General features: G+C 72.9%; 14 protein-coding genes and 1 riboswitch. Of the genes, 6 read left to right on the top strand and 8 right to left on the bottom strand.

Annotated features, from left to right (window positions below; genetic code table 11):
• Nucleotides 1-43: 43 nt before the first annotated feature.
• On the bottom strand, nucleotides 44-616 hold the full coding sequence (locus R4P08_RS07260) for a hypothetical protein (RefSeq protein ID WP_317813101.1): 573 nt from the start codon (nucleotides 614-616) through the stop codon (nucleotides 44-46).
• Between the two features lie 166 nt (nucleotides 617-782).
• Between R4P08_RS07260 and R4P08_RS07255 the strand changes: the two genes are divergently transcribed.
• The 4 genes from R4P08_RS07255 (at nucleotide 783) to R4P08_RS07240 (ending at nucleotide 7,482) form a co-directional block, all read left to right on the top strand.
• Nucleotides 783-2,276 carry a nitrate/nitrite transporter gene (locus R4P08_RS07255; protein ID WP_317813100.1) on the top strand — a complete coding sequence of 498 codons (1,494 nt, stop codon included), beginning with the start codon at nucleotides 783-785 and terminating at the stop codon, nucleotides 2,274-2,276.
• A gap of 57 nt (nucleotides 2,277-2,333) precedes the next feature.
• On the top strand, nucleotides 2,334-4,649 hold the full coding sequence (locus R4P08_RS07250; protein WP_317813099.1) for a molybdopterin oxidoreductase family protein: 2,316 nt from the start codon (nucleotides 2,334-2,336) through the stop codon (nucleotides 4,647-4,649).
• Nucleotides 4,650-4,654: 5 nt separating this feature from the next.
• Nucleotides 4,655-6,133 (top strand): FAD-dependent oxidoreductase, encoded by a 1,479-nt coding sequence (locus tag R4P08_RS07245; protein WP_317813136.1) that lies wholly within the window; start codon nucleotides 4,655-4,657, stop codon nucleotides 6,131-6,133.
• Between the two features lie 230 nt (nucleotides 6,134-6,363).
• Entirely contained in the window at nucleotides 6,364-7,482 is a 1,119-nt protein-coding gene (locus R4P08_RS07240) for a uroporphyrinogen-III synthase (protein ID WP_317813135.1), read from the top strand.
• 278 nt (nucleotides 7,483-7,760) lie between these two features.
• Here the strand turns inward: R4P08_RS07240 and nirD are convergent, their stop codons facing one another.
• From nirD to R4P08_RS07215, 5 genes are all read right to left on the bottom strand, one after another.
• The gene (nirD, locus tag R4P08_RS07235; RefSeq protein WP_317813098.1) at nucleotides 7,761-8,171 is read right to left on the bottom strand and encodes a nitrite reductase small subunit NirD; all 411 of its coding nucleotides are present in this window, start codon (nucleotides 8,169-8,171) and stop codon (nucleotides 7,761-7,763) included.
• 113 nt (nucleotides 8,172-8,284) lie between these two features.
• Nucleotides 8,285-10,828, bottom strand: a complete 2,544-nt coding sequence (gene nirB, locus R4P08_RS07230) for a nitrite reductase large subunit NirB (RefSeq protein WP_317813097.1) — start codon at nucleotides 10,826-10,828, stop codon at nucleotides 8,285-8,287.
• A 108-nt stretch (nucleotides 10,829-10,936) separates the two neighbouring features.
• Nucleotides 10,937-11,623 carry a DUF3239 domain-containing protein gene (locus tag R4P08_RS07225; RefSeq protein WP_317813096.1) on the bottom strand — a complete coding sequence of 229 codons (687 nt, stop codon included), beginning with the start codon at nucleotides 11,621-11,623 and terminating at the stop codon, nucleotides 10,937-10,939.
• 136 nt (nucleotides 11,624-11,759) lie between these two features.
• Nucleotides 11,760-13,427: a DNA repair helicase XPB gene (locus R4P08_RS07220; protein ID WP_317813095.1), complete on the bottom strand. Its 1,668-nt coding sequence runs from the start codon at nucleotides 13,425-13,427 to the stop codon at nucleotides 11,760-11,762.
• Nucleotides 13,428-13,505: 78 nt separating this feature from the next.
• Nucleotides 13,506-15,884, bottom strand: a complete 2,379-nt coding sequence (locus tag R4P08_RS07215) for a helicase-associated domain-containing protein (protein WP_317813094.1) — start codon at nucleotides 15,882-15,884, stop codon at nucleotides 13,506-13,508.
• A gap of 99 nt (nucleotides 15,885-15,983) precedes the next feature.
• Between R4P08_RS07215 and R4P08_RS07210 the strand changes: the two genes are divergently transcribed.
• Nucleotides 15,984-16,181 carry a hypothetical protein gene (locus R4P08_RS07210; RefSeq protein WP_317813093.1) on the top strand — a complete coding sequence of 66 codons (198 nt, stop codon included), beginning with the start codon at nucleotides 15,984-15,986 and terminating at the stop codon, nucleotides 16,179-16,181.
• A gap of 128 nt (nucleotides 16,182-16,309) precedes the next feature.
• On the opposite strand, the gene R4P08_RS07205 is transcribed toward R4P08_RS07210, so the two are convergent.
• Both R4P08_RS07205 and R4P08_RS07200 read right to left on the bottom strand, forming a co-directional pair.
• Entirely contained in the window at nucleotides 16,310-16,939 is a 630-nt protein-coding gene (locus R4P08_RS07205) for a transglycosylase family protein (RefSeq protein ID WP_317813092.1), read from the bottom strand.
• An 11-nt stretch (nucleotides 16,940-16,950) separates the two neighbouring features.
• A riboswitch (cyclic di-AMP (ydaO/yuaA leader) is annotated at nucleotides 16,951-17,108 on the bottom strand.
• A 177-nt stretch (nucleotides 17,109-17,285) separates the two neighbouring features.
• Nucleotides 17,286-17,567 carry a hypothetical protein gene (locus R4P08_RS07200; RefSeq protein WP_317813091.1) on the bottom strand — a complete coding sequence of 94 codons (282 nt, stop codon included), beginning with the start codon at nucleotides 17,565-17,567 and terminating at the stop codon, nucleotides 17,286-17,288.
• Between the two features lie 118 nt (nucleotides 17,568-17,685).
• On the opposite strand from R4P08_RS07200, the gene R4P08_RS07195 reads away from it, so the two are divergent.
• Nucleotides 17,686-18,090: a cold-shock protein gene (locus R4P08_RS07195; protein WP_317813090.1), complete on the top strand. Its 405-nt coding sequence runs from the start codon at nucleotides 17,686-17,688 to the stop codon at nucleotides 18,088-18,090.
• Nucleotides 18,091-18,099 lie beyond the last annotated feature (9 nt).

Genomic DNA, 18,099 nt, shown 5'->3' with positions numbered 1-18,099 from the left:
CCTTTCGCGGGGTGCGGAGACGGCGGGCAGATCCCCAGGCTACTCAGCTGCCGGGCACGAACCCCGGATGCACCCACACGTCGAAGACCGGGGACCGAGGGGCGTGTGGGGACAGCGGCATCGTGTTCGAGTACGTCCCCACCGCGCTGCCCGAGGTGAGCGGGGGAACGAAGATGCCGCCGGAGGTCGTCATCCACCCCATCCGCCGCGCGAGTTCGTAGAGGCCGATGGAAGCCGAGGCCGTGGACCCGGTCTGCGTGAACAGCGAGTGCCAGACGTCGCTGACCCCGGTGCTCTGCCGGAGTTCCACAAACCGGCCGTCCGGCTCGACCTGCCAGCACCGGCCGTACGGGTGGCCGCGGTCGTTCTGGCAGTGCACCGGACGGGACTGCCCGTGCGGTGACAGCAGCCGGAACCGGTCACCGACATCCCAGAACGCGCCCGGCTGCCCGAGGGTGACGACCAGGCTGTCCGGCAGCTGGTAGCCGTGCCCGGGGGAGAACGGAGGGTTCCACGGTTCCGCATCCTGGGCGGACGCGGCGGGCGAAAGGCCCACCGCCAAGGCGATCGTGGTGGCGACGGTGCCGAGGGCGCGGGATGTGACGTGGGAGGACATGCGCCCACTCCACCACGGCCGAGCGCCCCTCACAGGCCGAACGGCCACACGTGAGTACACCGTGACGGCACCGTCACAGCACGAAGCCCAGGGGAAACAGGGTCTGCCTACCGTTGCCGGGCAGAGGGCACCGAGCCGGTGCCCACAACGCGGGAGGGGCGAAAAGATGTCGCGCTCAAGGACGATCGAGAACTGGGATCCGGAGGACACCGCGCAGTGGGAGGCCGGAGGCCGGCGGACCGCGATGCGCAACCTCTACTGGTCGGTCTTCGCCGAGCACGTGGGGTTCTCCGTGTGGACCCTCTTCGCGGTGATGGTGCTGTTCATGCCCCAGGACGTCTACGGGCTGGACGCGCCGGACAAGTTCCTCGTCTCCGCGGTGGTCACCCTCACCGGTGCCTTCCTCCGGATCCCGTACACGCTGGCCACGGCGACTTTCGGTGGGCGCAACTGGACCATGTTCTCGGCTTTCGTTCTGATGATCCCCGCGGGCGCGATGCTCTGGATCATGGCCAACCCCGGTCAGCCGCTGTGGCTGTACCTGGTGGTGGGCGCCCTTGCCGGACTGGGCGGCGCCAACTTCGCCTCCTCCATGACCAACATCAACGCCTTCTTCCCGCAGCGGATGAAGGGCTGGGCCCTGGGGCTCAACGCGGGCGGCGGGAACCTGGGCGTGGCCACCATCCAGGTGGTGGGCCTGCTGGTGATCGCCGCGGCCGGCAACCGCTCCCCGCACTGGGTGATCGCGGTCTACCTGGTGCTGTTGGTCGTCGCCGGCATCGGCGCAGCACTCAAGATGGACAACCTCGAGCACCACACCGTGGACGTGGCCAGCATGAAGGACGTGGCCCGGGACCGCGACGGCTGGGTGCTCTCGCTGCTCTACATCGGTACCTTCGGCTCGTTCATCGGCTTCAGCTTCGCCTTCGGTCAGATGCTCACGATGACCTTCACCGGCAACGGCCAGTCCCCTGCGGACGCCGCCCTCCACGCCGCGCAGATCACCTTTCTCGGGCCGCTGCTCGGTTCGATCACCCGCATGCTCGGTGGTCGACTGTCCGACAGGTTCGGCGGGGCGCGGGTCACGCTGGTGACCTTCCTGGGGATGGCCGCGACCACGGTGGCGTTGATCGTCACCTCGTCCATGCAGGCGGCCGACGGTGGGCGGCTGTCCGGCGGGGCCCTGGTCCTGTTCTTCGTGGCCTTCCTGACCCTGTTCGCGCTCACCGGGATGGGCAACGCCTCGGTGTACAAGATGATCCCCACCGTCTTCGAGGCCCGCAGCCGCGGACTGGGACTGCCCGAGCCCGCGCGGGCGGCGTGGTCGCGCGCCCACTCCGGTGCGCTCATCGGGGTGGCCGGTGCGGTCGGCGCGTTCGGCGGATTCCTCATCAACATGACGCTGCGCAGCTCGTACCAGTCCTCCGGCTCCGCCACCTCCGCGTTCATCGCGTTCACCGTCTTCTATCTGGTGGCGGCCGCCGTCACCCGGACGGTCTACCTGCGGCGCCCGACCGCGGCCTCGACGGGCCTCACGCGGACGGCGCAGCCCGCCGCAGCGGGACGGGCCGACACCGGCCAGGCATCGGAGGGTCAGGCACCGGAGGGGCAGAGCCCGGCGGGACCGACCGCGGACGACCCGGTGCCCGCCGCGCGCTGACCGCGGGGACAACACGGGCAGCGACAACACGGGCGACGACGACGAGGGGACCACCACATGACCGCCGGCACCAGCCCGATCGAGCAGACCAGCGCCACCGGACCGACCTCGACCGGAACGACCGCTCCCGCCGGGCACGCCGGCACGACCGCTCCCGCCGGGCACGACGGCACGACCGGACATACGCACTGCCCGTACTGCGCCCTGCAGTGCGCGATGACCGTCACGCCGACTGCCGCGGGGACCGGGGCTGCCGGGACCGGGGCGGCGGGCCGGTCCGCCCCAGGTGGTAGCCCGGTCGCCGAGGTGGCCCCCGCGTGGTTCCCGACCAACCGCGGCGGGCTGTGCCGCAAGGGCTGGACGGCCGCGAGCCTCCTCAACCACCCGGACCGGCTCACGACCCCGCTGATCCGGCGGGACGGGCGGCTGCAGCCCTGCGACTGGGACACCGCCCTGGACCGGGTGGTCGAGGGGATCGAGAGGGCACAGGCGGCGGGCGGGCCCGACGGCGTGGCGGTGTTCGGCGGGGGCGGGCTCACCAACGAGAAGGCCTACCAGCTGGGCAAGTTCACCCGGCTCGCGCTGGGCAGCCGGCTGATCGACTACAACGGCCGGTGGTGCATGTCGAGCGCGGCGGCGGCCGCCAACCGCAGCTTCGGGCTCGACCGCGGGCTGCCGTTCCCGGTGGAGGACCTCGGGCGGGCTCGGGCCGTCCTGTTGGTGGGCGCGAACCCCGCCGACACCATGCCCCCGTTCATGCAGCATCTCGACACCGCGGCCGCGTCCGGCGGGCTCATCGTGGCGGACCCGCGGCTCAGCGCGACGGCGCGGCGCGCCCTCGACGGCAATGGAGTGCACCTGCGCCTACGGCCGGGCACGGATGCGGCGCTCGCGCTGGGGCTGCTGCACCTCGTCGTCGTCACGGGGCGGCTCGACACCCACTACATCGCGGAACGCACCTCGGGGTTCGAGGACGCGTGGGCCCACGCCGCGGGATGGCTGCCGGAGCGCACGGAGCGCGTCACGGGGGTGTCGGTGGCGCAGCTCGAGCGCGCGGTGGCGCTCCTGGCCGACGCCCGGGACGCCGACGCGGGCGCGTACGTCCTGACCGCGCGCGGCGCCGAGCAGCACGCCGACGGCACCGACGTGGTGGGCGCGGTGATCGCGCTGTCGCTGGCCCTGGGGCTGCCGGGGCGGCCGGGGGCCGGGTACGGGACGCTCACCGGTCAGGGCAACGGGCAGGGCGGGCGCGAGCACGGGCAGAAGGCCGACCAGTTGCCCGGATACCGCTCGATCACCGACCCCGAGTCGCGCGCCCACGTCGCCGCGGTGTGGGGCGTGGAACCGGAGGAGATCCCCGGTGCGGGCCTGTCCGCGTTCGAGCTCCTGGACAGCCTCGGCACCCCGGGCACCCCGAGCACACCGGGCACCCCGAGCACCCCGAGCACCCCAGGCACACCGAGTACACCGGGCGGGCCGTCGGCGCTGCTGGTCCACGCCTCGAACCCCGTCGTCTCCGCGCCGGACGCGGGGCGGGTGACCGAGCGCCTGCGCGCGCTGGACACCCTGGTGGTGGCCGACTTCGTGCTCTCGGAGACCGCCGCGCTGGCCGACGTGGTGCTGCCGGTGCCGCAGTGGGCCGAGGAGGAGGGCACGCTCACCAACCTCGAGGGCCGGGTGCTGCGTCGACGTCGGTCGATCACCCCGCCGGAGGGGGTCCGCGACGAGCTGTGGATCTGGCACGAGCTCGCCCGCCGCCTGGACCGGGGTCCCGAGCGGTTCCCGGTGGATGCCCGCGCGGTGTTCGATGAGCTCGCCCGGGCCTCGGCCGGCGGGAAGGCCGACTACTCGGCCATCGACTGGCAGCGCCTGGACGCCGGCGAGGCGCTGCACTGGCCGTGCGGTGCGGACTCTCCCGCAGGCACCCCGCGGCTGTTCCTGGACCGCTTCGCGACCGCCGACGGCCGGGCGAGGTTCATGGTCGACGACGTGCGTCCGCCCGCCGAACCCCCGGACGCGCAGTTTCCGCTGCTGGGGACCACCGGCCGGATCCTGTCGCACTACCAGTCCGGGGCGCAGACCCGCCGGGTCCCCGAACTCGACGCCGCCGAACCCGGGATGTGGGTGCAGGTGCACCCGGTGGTCGCGCGCGCGGCGGGATTGTCCGAGGGCGACCGGGCGCGGGTGACCTCCCGCCGCGGGGCGGTCGAGGCCGTGATCCGCTGCGACGAGGACATGCGGACCGACACCCTGTTCCTGCCGTTCCACTTCTCCGGTGGCGGGCGGGCGAACCTGCTGACCCTGCCGGAGCTCGACCCGTACAGCCGCATGCCGGAGTTCAAGGTGTGCGCGGTCAGGCTGGAGGCGGCGTGACGGCGATGAAGAGGGTCGTGGTGATCGGCGCCGGGATGGCCGGCGCGCGAGTGGCCGAGGAGCTGCGACAGGGCCAGCCCGACCCCGCGCTGCTGGCCGTGACGGTCCTGGGCTCCGAGCCCGAGGCCCCGTACAACCGAATCATGCTCTCGCACGCGGTGGCGGGCGGCCCGGCCGGTGGTCCCGCGCCGACGGCGCGGCTCAAGCCCCAGGGGTGGTGGGCCCGGAACCACATCCGCCTGCGCACCGCTACCCCCGTGCGGTGCATCGACCGGGTGACGCGCGAGGTGGAGCTGGCCGACGGCGAGCGCATCGCCTACGACCACCTGGTGCTGGCCACCGGCGCCGCGCCGCGGGTGCCACCGATCGAGGGGATCCTGGCCCCTGACGGCGCGCTGAAGCCCGGGGTGTCCACCCTCCGCGACGCCGCTGACGCCCGCGGGCTGACCGCGCATCTGTCGGCCCACCCCGGCCCGGTGGCCCTCATCGGTGGTGGCTTCATCGGCCTGGAGGTGGCCTGCGCTCTGGCCGCGGCGGGCCACGACGTCGTCGTCGTCCATCCCCGCGCCTGGCCGATGAACGGCTGCCTGGACGCCGCCGGCGGCGCGGTCCTGGTCCGCGCCCTGGGCGCGCTCGGCGTGCGGGTGGTCACCGGGGCGCGCGCGACGAGGTGGGACGGGTCCGTGTTGACCCTGGGCGACGACGACGAGGTCGACTGCCGCACCGTGGTGCTGACCGCCGGCTCCGGCCCGAGGACGGAGCTCGCGCGCGCCGCCGGCCTGGAGGTGGGCCACGGGGTGGTGGTGGACGACACACTGGCCACCAGCGACCGGGCGATCAGCGCGATCGGGGACTGCGCGCAGCACCGCGGCGTGGTCAGCGGACTCGTCGCCCCGGCGTGGGACCAGGCCGTCACGGTGGCGGCCCGGCTCACGGGCGCCGACCCGGACGCCCGGTACACCGGTGGGACCACCGTGACCCGGCTCAAGGCGTTCGGCCTGGACGTGGTCGCGCTGGGGGAGGTGGCCGAGGACGTGTTCGCCGACGGCCCGGGTGGCGCGAGTGGCGCCGACGGCCCGGGTGCGGCCCCCGAGATCACGACGATCTGCGAGCCAGCCCGGGGTCGGTACGCCCGGGTGGACGTGTCCTGCGGGCGGGTGGTGGGCGCGATCCTGGTGGGTCACCCCGAGCCGGTCGGCATCCTCACCCAGGTCTACGAGAACGCCCTCCCGGTGCCCGACGACGTGCTGTCGGTGATCCTGGGCCGCGCCGAGGCCGTGGCGGCGCCGACCCCGTCGACCATGCCGGCCGCCGCGGTGATCTGCCGGTGCAACGGGGTGAGCAAGGGCGACCTGGTGGCGGCCTGGGGCGACGGGGCCCGGGATCGCTCGGCGCTGGTCGAGCGGACCCGCGCGGGCACCGGCTGTGGCGGGTGCACCTCCGCGGTCGACGGGATCTGCGGCTGGCTACGGGAGGCGGGATGACAGGCGGCGACGGCGATCGCGCGGAAATAACCGGGAACGAGACGGCCGAAGCATCTCCGGGAAACACCCCGGCAACACGTCTCGGCCATCATGGGGGAGTGACTGACTCCGGCGTGACCTCCTATGAGCGCGAGCCCGACCAGCCGCAGCGCGTGCCCGACCAGCTGGCGTCCGAGCCCGATCATCCGCTGCGGGACCCGGATCAGCGGCTGCCCGACCCGGATCCGCCGCTGCCCGGGGTGGACCCGCCGCTGCGCGGGCGCACCGTGGCGGTGACCGCGGCCCGGCGGGCCTCCGAGCAACGCACGCTCCTGGAACGACGCGGGGCGACCGTCCTGCACGCCCCCGCCATCCACATGATCCCGGTGGCCGAGGACTCCCTGGTCCGCGAGGCCACCGAGCGGACGCTGGCCGCACCCGCCGATCTCATGGTGCTCACGACCGCCTCCGGGGTGCGCTGGTGGATGCAGGTCTGCGAGGAATGGGGCCTGGCCGAGGGCCTGCTCGCCCTGATGGGCCGGATTCCGCTGTATTCGCGCGGACCCAAGGTGACCGGGGCGCTGCGGGCCGCCGGGCTCCGCGAACACGCGTCGTCGAAGAGCGAGGCGAGCCCCGAACTCCTGGAGATGCTGCTCGAACGCGGGGTGGAGGGCCTCACGGTGTGCGTCCAGGTACAGGGCTCGGGGTCGGGGTGGAATCCCGTGCGGCCGCTCCTCGACGGCCTGCGTGCGGCGGGGGCCGAGGTGGTCGAGGTGCCGGTCTACCGCTGGGAGCTGCCCGAGAATCTGGACGCGCTCGACGAGCTCGTGCGGACCATCGCACGACAGGGCGTGGACGGGGTGACCTTCACCGCGGCCCCGGCGGTGGTGGCTGTGCTCGAGCGGGCCCGGGCACTGGGCGTGCACGAGGCCCTGCTGGACGCACTGCGTGGGCCGGTGGCGGCGCTGTGCGTCGGGCCGGTGACCGCGGCCCCGCTGGCTGAACTCGATGTCCCGTTCACGAGCCCCGACCGGATGCGGTTGGGTGCGCTCATGAGACACACGACCGAGGAGCTCGTCGCCCGGACCGCGCCGATCGAGGTCGCCGGGCACGAGCTCACCGTGTGCGCCGCTGCAGTGCTGGTCGACGGCGAACCGGTCGAGGTGACCCCCGCCCAGCTGGCTCTGCTGCGCGCGCTGTCCCGCCGACCGGGCGCCTGCGTGAGCAGGGAGGACCTGCTCGCGGCCCTGCCGGGCGACGGCACGGACTCGCACGCCGTCGAGACCGCGATGGGCCGGTTGCGCCGATCGCTCGCCGTGCCGGACCTGGTGACCACCGTGGTCAAGCGGGGCTACCGGCTGAACGTGTAGCCGGGCCGGCACCGGACTCGGGTGTGGGCTGGCGGTCCTGCGGGGTGGGCGTTCCCGCAGCGCACGTGCCGCTGGATGCGCTGCCCCTTTGACTTACGCCTTCGAAATGGTCCATTCGCCCAGCGTAAGCATGGTTTTTGGGTGCATTCGGGCAGCGCAGGCCGAAGAGGCGGCGCATCCGGTGGCGGGTGCGCCGCCTCTTTGCCGGGCGGGTCGAGCGGGCGGGTCGGGCGGGGGTGGCCTCGGTCCGTACGCCCAGCGCCCGGTACCTTGGCCCTCTAGGCCGCGGTCGCGCGGGGATGGCGGACCGCTGGCTCGGTGGAGACGATCACCGCGCCGTCGCGTCCGACCCGGGCCGGGAAGACCGAGAGCCCGTGGGTCGGGTCATCGAGGCTGTGGCCGTCCGAGAGTGCGTAGGCCTGCTTGCCTATCGGGGAGATCACGGCCGGTACGCCCGAGCGGTCGCCCACCAGGCCGCGGCTCATCACGGCGGCCCGGGCGACGGGGTCGATGTTGCAGAGCGCGTGCACCTCGCCGTCGTCGAGGAGGTAGACGGCGACCTGGCGACCGTCGGGCAACAGCGCGGCCACCCCTCGGCCGGGGATGAGCCGGTCGACGGGGCAGACGGTGATCTCGGAAGGGGCAGGGGCGACTACGAGGCTCGGGGCGGGGTGCAGGGTGGCGGTCATGGCGGATCTCCTTCTGGTGGATGGAGCAGCTGGGTGTGGGTCGGGTGTGGGCGGATCGAGTGCGGAACGTCAGGTGCGAACGGACGCGTGCGATCGGGTGCGGAAGGGACCGCTCAGGCACGCACGGGCATAGCGGGGGAGCCCAGCAGGACGGGGACCTTGCGGCCTTCCTTCTCCTCGAACTGCACGGTGGGGTCCGGGGATTCGGGCGCGTTGACAAAGGAGACGAACCGGGCGAGCTTGTCCGGGTCGTCGAGCACGGCCGCCCATTCGTCCACGTACCCGGCGACGTGGGCCTCCATCCGGCCCTCGAGTTCGGCGGCCAGTCCCAGCGAGTCCTCGCAGACGACCTCGCGCAGGTGCTCGATGCCGCCTTCGAGGGATTCGAGCCAGGGCGCGATGCGCTGCAGCCGCTCGGCGGTGCGGACGTAGAACATCACCGTGCGGTCGATGTAGCGGATCAGCTGGTCGTCGGTGAGATCGCCGATCAGCAGGTTCGCGTGGCGGGGCGTGGCGCCGCCGTTGCCGCCGACGTAGAGGTTCCATCCGGTCTCGGTGGCGATCACGCCGATGTCCTTGCCGCGGGCCTCCGCGCACTCGCGGGCGCACCCGGAGACGCCCATCTTGATCTTGTGCGGGGCCCGCAGCCCGCGGAACCGGTTCTCCAGCAGCACGGCCATCCCCACGGAGTCCTGCTGCCCGTACCGGCACCACGCGGTGCCCACGCAGCTCTTCACCGTCCGCAGCGACTTGCCGTAGGCGTGCCCGGACTCCATGCCGGCGTCGACGAGGCGCTTCCAGATCTTCGGCAACTCGTCGACGCGGGCGCCGAAGAGGTCGATGCGCTGACCACCGGTGACCTTGACGTACAGGTCGTGGTCGCGGGCGATCTCCCCGATCACGATGAGCTGCTCGGCCGTCACCTCCCCGCCGGGCATCCGCGGGACCACCGAGTAGGTGCCGTTCTTCTGGATGTTGGCCAGGAAGTGGTCGTTGGTGTCCTGCAGCGAGGCCTGCTCGCCGTCGAGGACGTGATCCGAGCTGGTCGAGGCGAGGATCGAGGCGACCGTGGGCTTGCAGATGTCGCAGCCGGCGCCGCGGCCGAAGCGCCCGATCAGCCCGGAGAAGGTGCGGACCCCGGTGACGGTGACGATCTCGAAGAGCTCCGAGCGGGACTGGTCGAAGTGCTCGCACAGGGCCGTGGACTGCTCGACCCCCTCGGCCTCGAGCACCTGGCGCATCAGCGGCAGGCACGATCCGCACGAGGTGCCGGCCCGCGTGCAGGACTTGAGCGCGGGCACGTCGCACGCGCCGCCGCAGATCGCCTCGCGGAGCGCGCCCTTGGTGACCGCGTTGCACGAGCAGATCTGGGCGTCGTCGGGGAGCGCGTCGACGCCCATGCCGGTTTCTGACGAGGTGGCCGCCGAGATCAGGGAGATCGGGTTGACCGACGGCAGGGTGCGCCCCAGCAGGGGCTTGAGCAGCTGATACGGGCCCGCGTCGCCCACGAACACCCCGCCCAGCAACGTCTGGGCGTCGTCGCTCAGGACCAGCTTGGAGTAGGTGCCCGCGACCGGGTCGTTGACCACCACCTCCAGGCACCCGTCGGCGCGGCCGTGGGCGTCGCCGAAGCTGGCCACGTCCACGCCCATGAGCTTGAGCTTGGTGGCCAGGTCAGCGCCGGTGAACTCGGTGGGGGCGGTCGCACTGTCGGCGGCGGCGGCGATCTGCGACGCCGCGACCTCGGCGGAGGTGTACCCGGGGCCCACCAGCCCGTAGCAGGTGCCCTCGATGGCCGCGCACTCGCCGATCGCGTAGACGTGCGGGTCCGAGGTGCGGCAGGCCTTGTCGGTCAGCACGCCGCCCCGCTCGGCCAGCGCCAACCCGGCCGCGCGGGCCAGCTCGTCGCGCGGCCGGATCCCGACGGAGAACACCACGAGGGCGGCGTCCACGACCACCGTCTCGTCGTCGTCGGAGGTCAGGGTGACCCGCACCCCGGCGTCACATTCCTCTATGACGGTGCCGGTGACGCTCAGGTGCACGTCGATCCCGCGCCGGCCGATGAGGTTTCCCAGCAGCGCCCCGCCGCCGGTGTCCACCTGGACGGGCATCAGCCGGTCGTTGCGCTCCACGACGTGCGGGGTCAGTCCGAGCATGCCGAGCGCGTTGGCGGCCTCGAGCCCGAGCAGACCGCCGCCGATCACCACGCCGTGGGCCCCGGAGCCCGCCCGCTCGGCGGCGTCGCGGACGGCATCGAGGTCGTCGAGCGTGCGGTAGACGTGGCAACCGGGCAGGTCGTGACCGGGGACGGGCGGGACGAACGCGCGCGAGCCGGTGGCCAGGACCAGGGTGTCGTAGGAGATCCGCTCACCGGAATCGAGCTCGACGCACTGGGCGGCGCTGTCGACGGCGGTGACGAGGCGGCCCGACCGGACCGTGACGCGCGGGTCACCTGTGTGGCGCGCGTCCTCCAGATGGAGGGACTCGCGCTCCCAGGCGCCGATGTAGGAGGAGAGCCCGACCCGGTCGTAGGCGGGGTCCGGCTCGTCACCGATCACGGTGACGGCGATGTCGGCTGCGGCGTGGCGTGAGCCGAGGGTGGAGACGAAACGGTGGGAGACCATTCCGTGCCCGACGACGACGATGTGCTCAGTCATATCTGGATGCTCCTTCGTGCGTGTGCTGATCACGCTAAGGAGTCCGTGTTGCCGGGGAATGGCGGTGGATCACGATGCCGTGACGTCTAGTTCACAGCGGTCGACCGGTCAGGTGAGGGGGAGCATGCTCGTCGGCAGGGCGGAGACCTCGCCGACCCGGTCGAGGTTCTGACGTAGCGTCTCCCATTCCCCGGCGGGGATCTCCGCGACCAGACGGCGCAGGACCGCCTTGTCCGGCGTGGCCCAGGCGACGGGCATGGGGGAGATGAACTGGTACAGGTTGTCCGTGCCGCGCGAGCTGCGGTTACCCACCACCGCCACGCAGGGGACGCGCTCGCCCACGCGGGTCTCGTGGCCGGCGATCTCACTGCAGCTCCGGGCGACGAGGGTGGGGAGCTTGCCCGCGGAGCGGTCGACGGCGCGGTCGGCCAGCGCGAGCAGGGTGATCCCGCGCGGCCGGACCTCGGCGATGATCGCGGGCACCAGCTCGGAGGTCGCGTAGGCGCGGGCCATCGACCCCATCTTGCGCGGGATGTAGCCGATCATCGCCAGGCAGCCCAGGGCGAAGGCCCCGGCCATCACGGCGACGATCCACCCCCACGCGGCGACACCCGAGTAGACGAGGACGCCGATCCCGGCGGCCAGGACGATGACGCCCAGGATCGCCGCCGACCACTGCAGCCGCCGGACCTCGGCCAGGCTCTCGTTGTTCTTGCGGACCCACGCGTCGTCCACGGGGAAGTCGACGAGTCGGTACTGCTCGTGCGGGGCGCGGGGGGTGCGATCGGCGGCCATGGGGCCAGTATCCCAGCCACGGCGCGTTCGGCGGCTATGGGGCCGATATCCCGACACAGCGCCCGACGGGGGGCGCGGGCCAGGCTCAGTCGACCGCGGGGCCCGATCGAAGCAGCGGCTCCGCCGGCCTCGGGGCTCAGCTGACCTCGGGAATGCCCGGCCCGAGCAGATCGTCGGCGTCGACGATCCGGTAGGCGTACCCCTGCTCGGCGAGGAACCGCTGCCGGTGGGCGGCGTAGTCGGCGTCGAGGGTGTCGCGGGCGACCACGGAGTAGAAGTGCGCCTGGCCGCCGTCGTGCTTGGGACGCAGGAGACGGCCGAGCCGCTGGGCCTCCTCCTGGCGGGAACCGAAGGTGCCGGAGACCTGCACCGCGACGCTCGCCTCGGGCAGGTCGATCGAGAAGTTGGCGACCTTGGACACCACGAGCGTGGAGATCTCACCGGCGCGGAACGCGTCGTAGAGCTTCTCCCGCTCCTTGTTGGAGGTGGAGCCCTGGATCACCGGGGCGTCGAGTTCGAGCCCGAGCTCCTCCAGTTGGTCGAGGTAGGCGCCGATCACCAGGGTCGGGGCGCCGGCGTGCCGGGCGAGGATCTTCTTGACCACCGGGTACTTGGTGCGGGCGGTCGAGCACAGCTTGTACTTGTCCTCGGGCTCGGCGGTGGCGTAGAGCATCCGCTCGTTGTCCGTGAGCGTCACCCGGACCTCCACGCAGTCGGCGGGGGCGATCCAGCCCTGCGCCTCGATGTCCTTCCAGGGGGCGTCGTAGCGCTTGGGACCGATGAGGGAGAAGACGTCCCCCTCCCGACCGTCCTCGCGGACCAGGGTGGCGGTGAGCCCGAGGCGGCGACGCGACTGCAGGTCCGCGGTCATCCGGAACACCGGGGCGGGGAGCAGGTGCACCTCGTCGTAGATCATCAGACCCCAGTCACGGGAGTCGAACAGCTCGAGCGCGCGGTGCACGCCCTTGGTCTTGCGGGTGACCACCTGGTACGTGGCGATGGTGACCGGGCGGATCTCCTTGCGCTCGCCCGAGTACTCACCGATCTCGTCCTCGGTGAGCGTGGTCCGGGCCAGCAGTTCGCGCTTCCACTGCCGACCGGCGACGGTGTTGGTCACCAGGATGAGGGTGGTGGCCTTGGCGCGGGCCATGGCGGCCGCCCCGACCATCGTCTTGCCCGCTCCACACGGCAGCACCACCACGCCGGACCCGCCCGCCCAGAACGAGTCCGCGGCCATCTGCTGATAGTCCCGCAGTTCCCAGGGCTCGCCCTCGGTCGACAGGTCGATGTCGTGCGCCTCGCCGTCGACGTACCCCGCCAGGTCGTCGGCCGGCCACCCGACCTTGAGCAGCTCCTGCTTGAGGCGGCCCCGCTCGGACGCGTGGACGATGACGGTGTCCGCGTCGATCTCGGCGCCGAGCATGGGGGCGATCTTCTTGTGGCGCCTGATCTCGGCGAGCACGGCCGCGTCGTGGGAGACCAGGGTGAGGCCGTGGACCGGGCTCTTGACCAGCTGCAACCGCCCGTAGCGGTCCATGGTGTCGGCGATGTCCACCAGCAACGGCTGGGGCACCGGGAAGCGCGAATACGTGACCAGCACGTCGACAACCTGCTCGGCGTCGTGCCCGGCGGCCCGGGCGTTCCACAGCGCGAGCGGGGTGATCCGGTAGGTGTGGACGTGCTCGGGGGCGCGCTCGAGCTCGGCGAACGGGGCCAGGGCCTGCCGCGCGTCCTGCGCCTGATCGTGGTCGATCTCCAGCAGCACGGTCTTGTCCGACTGGACGATCAGCGGTCCACCACTCACAGCGTTCTCCTTGGGTTCATCTGGGGCCCGCGTGGGCCCGACCCTCCAGTGTCCTGGAAATCCGGTGAGCGGGTCGGGTCAGCGGGTGGGGTCGAGGTCGGCGACCGAGATGACGCGGTGCAGCGGCAGCGTCACCGGCTCGGCGGATTCGGGCTCGATCCCCTCGATCCGGCCGCCCGTGACGGTCGCCGGGATGATCAAGCGCGACGTCGACCGGCCCTGGGCGTCGACCACGGACACCGTGACCGCGGTCCCGGAGCTGGCGGCCTCGTGCAGGCGCGCGATGGCGGCCTCACCGGTGTACCCGGTGCCCGCACCGCCCCGGGCGGAGCGGACGCGGTCCGCCGAGCGCATCGCGGTGAGCGCCGCACGCAGCTCGGCGGGGGTGGCGGCCCGGGTCGGGACGCGGGGGGCACGCGTGGGTGAGGTGGCGTGGACGCGGGCGACGGGACGGGAGAGCGCGACGACGGCCCCGGAGGTGTCCTCGACGACGGGCGCGAAGCCGTGCTCCCGCAGGGACTCCACGAGGTCCAGCGGCTTGGCCTGGGAGATCAGGACGGTTGGCGCGACGATGCGCAGCGCGCAGCTCTCGGCCACCGCCGACCCCATGACCTGGGCCACCAGCGACGGGTCGTCGCAGCGGAGGAACGACAGCGCGGAGCCCACGCGCAGCCGCCCGTGCCGACGGGCCACATCCTCGATGAGGTAGTCCAACGACTGCGGGACCGGGGTGATCGAGGTGCGGGCCAGCAGCTCCCGGATCCCGGCGGCCGTGCTCCCCGAGTCGAGGGCCCTGCGCAGCGAGGTCTCGGTGACGCGGTAGGTGATGGCGGCGCCGGCGGACTCGACGTCGGCCAGGAGCGCGAACTCCGCGGCGAGCTCCGGCACCAGCGGCCCGGGCGCCAGGATGGTGAGGTCCGCCTGGACGATCACCTCGGAGACGGGGTCGGGAAGCGCTGCGGTGAGGATCGGCTCGAGGTCGTCGACGCCAGGGGCGCCGGTGGCGGGGGACCCCGCGGTGGCGGAACCCGCGGCCAGGAGCCTGGCCGCGCTGGTGGCGGTGGTCCCGACGACGAGGCCGAGCCGTCGCGCCTCGAGGACGGTCTCCGTGCACGGCCGGGATCCCGCGCGGGAGAACCACACCGGCGAGAACCAGCGCACCACCTCGGGCAGCAGGGCGTCGCCGGGTTCGGCGGCCGGGTCCAGCTCGGACAGGGCCCGCAGGACCCGGCTCCGTTCGGCGGGAGCCGGCGGTCCGACCGGGTCGCCGAGGGCCGGGACGGTGCCGCCGCCCTCGATCTCGGAACCGACCCGCCACGGCGCGCGGGGCATCGACCACCAGGCCAGGACGAGTTCGGCCCACCGGCGCGCGGGCTCGCGGGCCGACCACACGTCGGCCGCCTCCGTGGGCGCCCACACCGAGTCGAAGGCGGAGTCGCCGACGTCGGCGTCTCCCACCGCGAGCAGCCCGGCGCCCGCGAGGACCTCGAGCAGCAGGGGGAGTTCTCGCGGGTCGAGAGCAGCGGACCGGGCGACGCGGCGCAGTTCGCGGACGCCCACGCCGCCGGCCTTGAGCGTGGCGGCCGGCAGGACGGACAGCGCCGCGATGACCGCGTCGCACCGGTGGAGCAGGTCCAGGGCGGCCACGCCCGCGGAGGCGTCGGTTCTGGTGGCTGCGGAGGTCGTGGCCGCGGTCCCGGTGGACCTGGTGGCGGCGGCGACGGGCGCCGCCCACGCGGGGGTGTCGAGCAGGGAGGCGCCGTGCGGGCGGGCACCGTGGCGGGCCCGGTCGAGGGTGTGGACGCGGGGGACGACGGCCTCGCCGCCGTCGGCTCCGGTGATCACGGCGAGTCCGGCGTCGGCCAGCTCCGTGGCGGCGGCGCGGACGGTCTCCGACGCTCCGGACCCGAGGGCTCCGACCGGCGAGCGGCCGCGGGCGATGGCCTCGAGGACACCGAGCGCCCGGGCGGACAATCCGTTCCACGCGGTCTCGAGGTCCGCGCCGGCGGGCTCACCGGGTTGCGGCGCGATGACGGGGGCCGAGTCGACCGCGGCCCCGGTGACGGGAACGATCCGGGCGCGGGACTCGTCACCCCAGAGCAGCGCGAGTTCGCGGAGGGTGTGCACGGAGGTGCGGAAGGCCGGGTCGTCGTCGTCGACACCCAGTCGCCCCGACACCGCGCGGAGTGGGACGGGACCGGAACCGGCGCCGAGCTCGGCGATGGTGGCCAGGACCAGCAGGTCCGGCCAGGTCAGGGTGCCCATAGCGCGGGCGGTCGACGCCGGCAGCCGCAGGCGGGAGGCGAGGACGTCGAGCGAGGCCGGGGGAGGGTTGGCCACGTCCGGGCGCAGCACGCACAGCCGGACGAGGGCGTCGTCGGGCAGGCCGGCCAGCCAGGCGGGGAAGTCCGGTTCTCCGCTGGCGGCGTGTCGGGGCGTGGTGCGCGAGGGCGACATATCCTTCCAGCCTAGTGAGAAGCCGTCGGACCAGAGCCGGTGCGGGTGGTATCTGACCCGGTTGCTGACGAATCGGGCGCGAGGTGAGACACTACCGGTGTGGCTGCCAAGAAACTGACCTACGACAACCCGGGATGGCCCGACGCCTCGTTCGGCGAGCACCCGGTGACCGAACTAGCTGCGCTGGTCGCGGGAGGACTGTCCCCCTTCGGGCAGGAGATCTTCCCGTTGCCGCAGGAGCGCCTGAACTACGTTCACCCGGTGACGGTGATCAACAAGGGTGTCCGGTCACGCTGACCCCGGCCGCCTGCGCACGCGAAACGGGCCGCCACTCCCTGTAGGGGGTGGCGGCCCGTTTCTCGTGGTCGGGTTCGACCGGTATCAGTCGGCCGGCGCTCGGCCGGCCGGTGTCACTCGGCCGGAGCTCAGTTCAGGTAGGCGGCGACGAAGCCGTCGACGGCCTTCTGGTTGCCGGCGTAGGCAGCGTCCACGAGGGCCTTGTTGGCCTCGTAGCCGCCGGAGATCGGCAGCGCGATGCCGCGGCTCTCGGCGAACGCGGAGAGCGTCGCGACGTGAGCGGCGGCGGAGACGGCCTCCGGGGTGGCGGGCGCGGCCGGCGCAGCGGCGACCGGTGCGGCGGGCGCCGGCTGGGCCACGTCACGCGGCGTCGGGGCGGAGTTCAGGCCCAGCTTGGCCGAGCAGGCGGGCCATGCGCCCCAGCCCTGACCGGCGAGGGTCTTCTCGGCGACCGCGATCTGCTGCTCACGGGTGGCCTGGTTGGCGGTCGGCGCGTACTGGGTGCCGCCGTAGGCCGCCCAGGTGCTCGGCGAGAACTGCACGCCGCCCTGGTAGCCGTTGCCGGTGTTGATGGCCCAGTTGCCGCCGGCCTCACACTGCGCCAGACGGTCCCAGTCGGAGTCCGGGGCGGCGTTGGCGGCCGGGGCCAGGGCGAGCCCGGCGGCGGAGAAGGCGGTGCCCGCGAGGACGACCTTCACAGCGGTCCTCGGCGCGGAGGAGGTGGTGGCGGTGCGGTGGCGTCCGTTGTATGAAGTCATGTACACGTCAGTCCTTTTCACTCTGTGCCTACGAGGTGAGCTGTCGGGTTCGGACGAGTGCGCCCGGCCGCCTGCGGCGGCTTAACCCCAAGGCGACCTGTGGTCGCCGGCCCGTGGTGGGCCCTGATGTGGGTCCCCCGTCCCCGCCCGGTAACGGTCAAAGTCGCATCGTCCGCAGGGCGGGGTTCGGAGGTGCGTCCGATGCCGACTCGCTGACGAGCCTGGGGAGAACAGTAGCGGGCTGATGCCGGATCGTCACCATTCTGAGACAAATGCTTCTCGCGCAGGTCGCGGCAGGCGCTGTTATCTGCTCGTTACCTGGAGGTTCGCCGGAAGGTGGGTTCGGTCACACCCGGGGCGGTCGGGAGCCGAGGATGGCGTAGAGCAGGCCCAGGAGGAATCCGGCCGGGGTGAAGATGATGGCGCCGAGGTAGAGGAGCGTGGGGGCGTCCCGGCCGATGACGAACGGGGTGGCCGCGGCGAGGATCGTGAACACCACGCCGAGGGCGAACACGGCCATTGCCGCGAAGAACAGGCCTCGGCGCCGGGGGCGGGTCGGAGCGGGCGCGACCGCGTCGGGTGCCCAGGGGTCGAGGTCGTCGGCGGGGCGTCGGTCGTCTGAGGTCACACCGGGAGGTTACCGGCCGGGGACGGGCGGGGACCAACGCGCGGCGAGGGTAGTCTCGGTGCCCTGAGAAGTCGACGGCCACGCGTGCGTGCGGGGCCGGGTGGAGAGGTGGATCGCGGTGCCCAGCGGCAAGGTCAAGTGGTACGACGCGGAGAAGGGCTTCGGCTTCCTCTCACAGGAGGGCGGGGAGGACGTCTACGTCCGGTCCGAGGCGCTCCCGGAAGGGGTGGAGGCACTCCGGCCCCGTCAGCGCGTGGAGTTCGACATGGTCTCCGGCCGCCGTGGACCCCAGGCTCTCCGGGTGGTGGTCCACGAGGACCTCCCCACGATCGCGGAGGAGCGCGCCCCGCGTGGCGGACCCAAGAGGTCGCCCGATGAACTGCACGGGATGGTGGAGGACATGATCAAGGTCCTCGAGACGGCCGTCCAGCCGGAGCTGCGGCGCGGCCACCGGCCCGATCACAAGCTGTCGGGACGCGTGGCCTCCGTGCTCCGGGCGATCGCGCGCGAACTGGACGCTTGATCCGGCCCG

The sequence above is a fragment of the Rhodococcus sp. IEGM 1408 genome (assembly GCF_033142235.1).
Lineage (GTDB): Bacteria > Actinomycetota > Actinomycetes > Mycobacteriales > Mycobacteriaceae > Dietzia.
The sequence above is the reverse complement of the archived record's forward strand: the minus strand, read 5'-3'. Positions and strand labels throughout refer to the sequence as shown.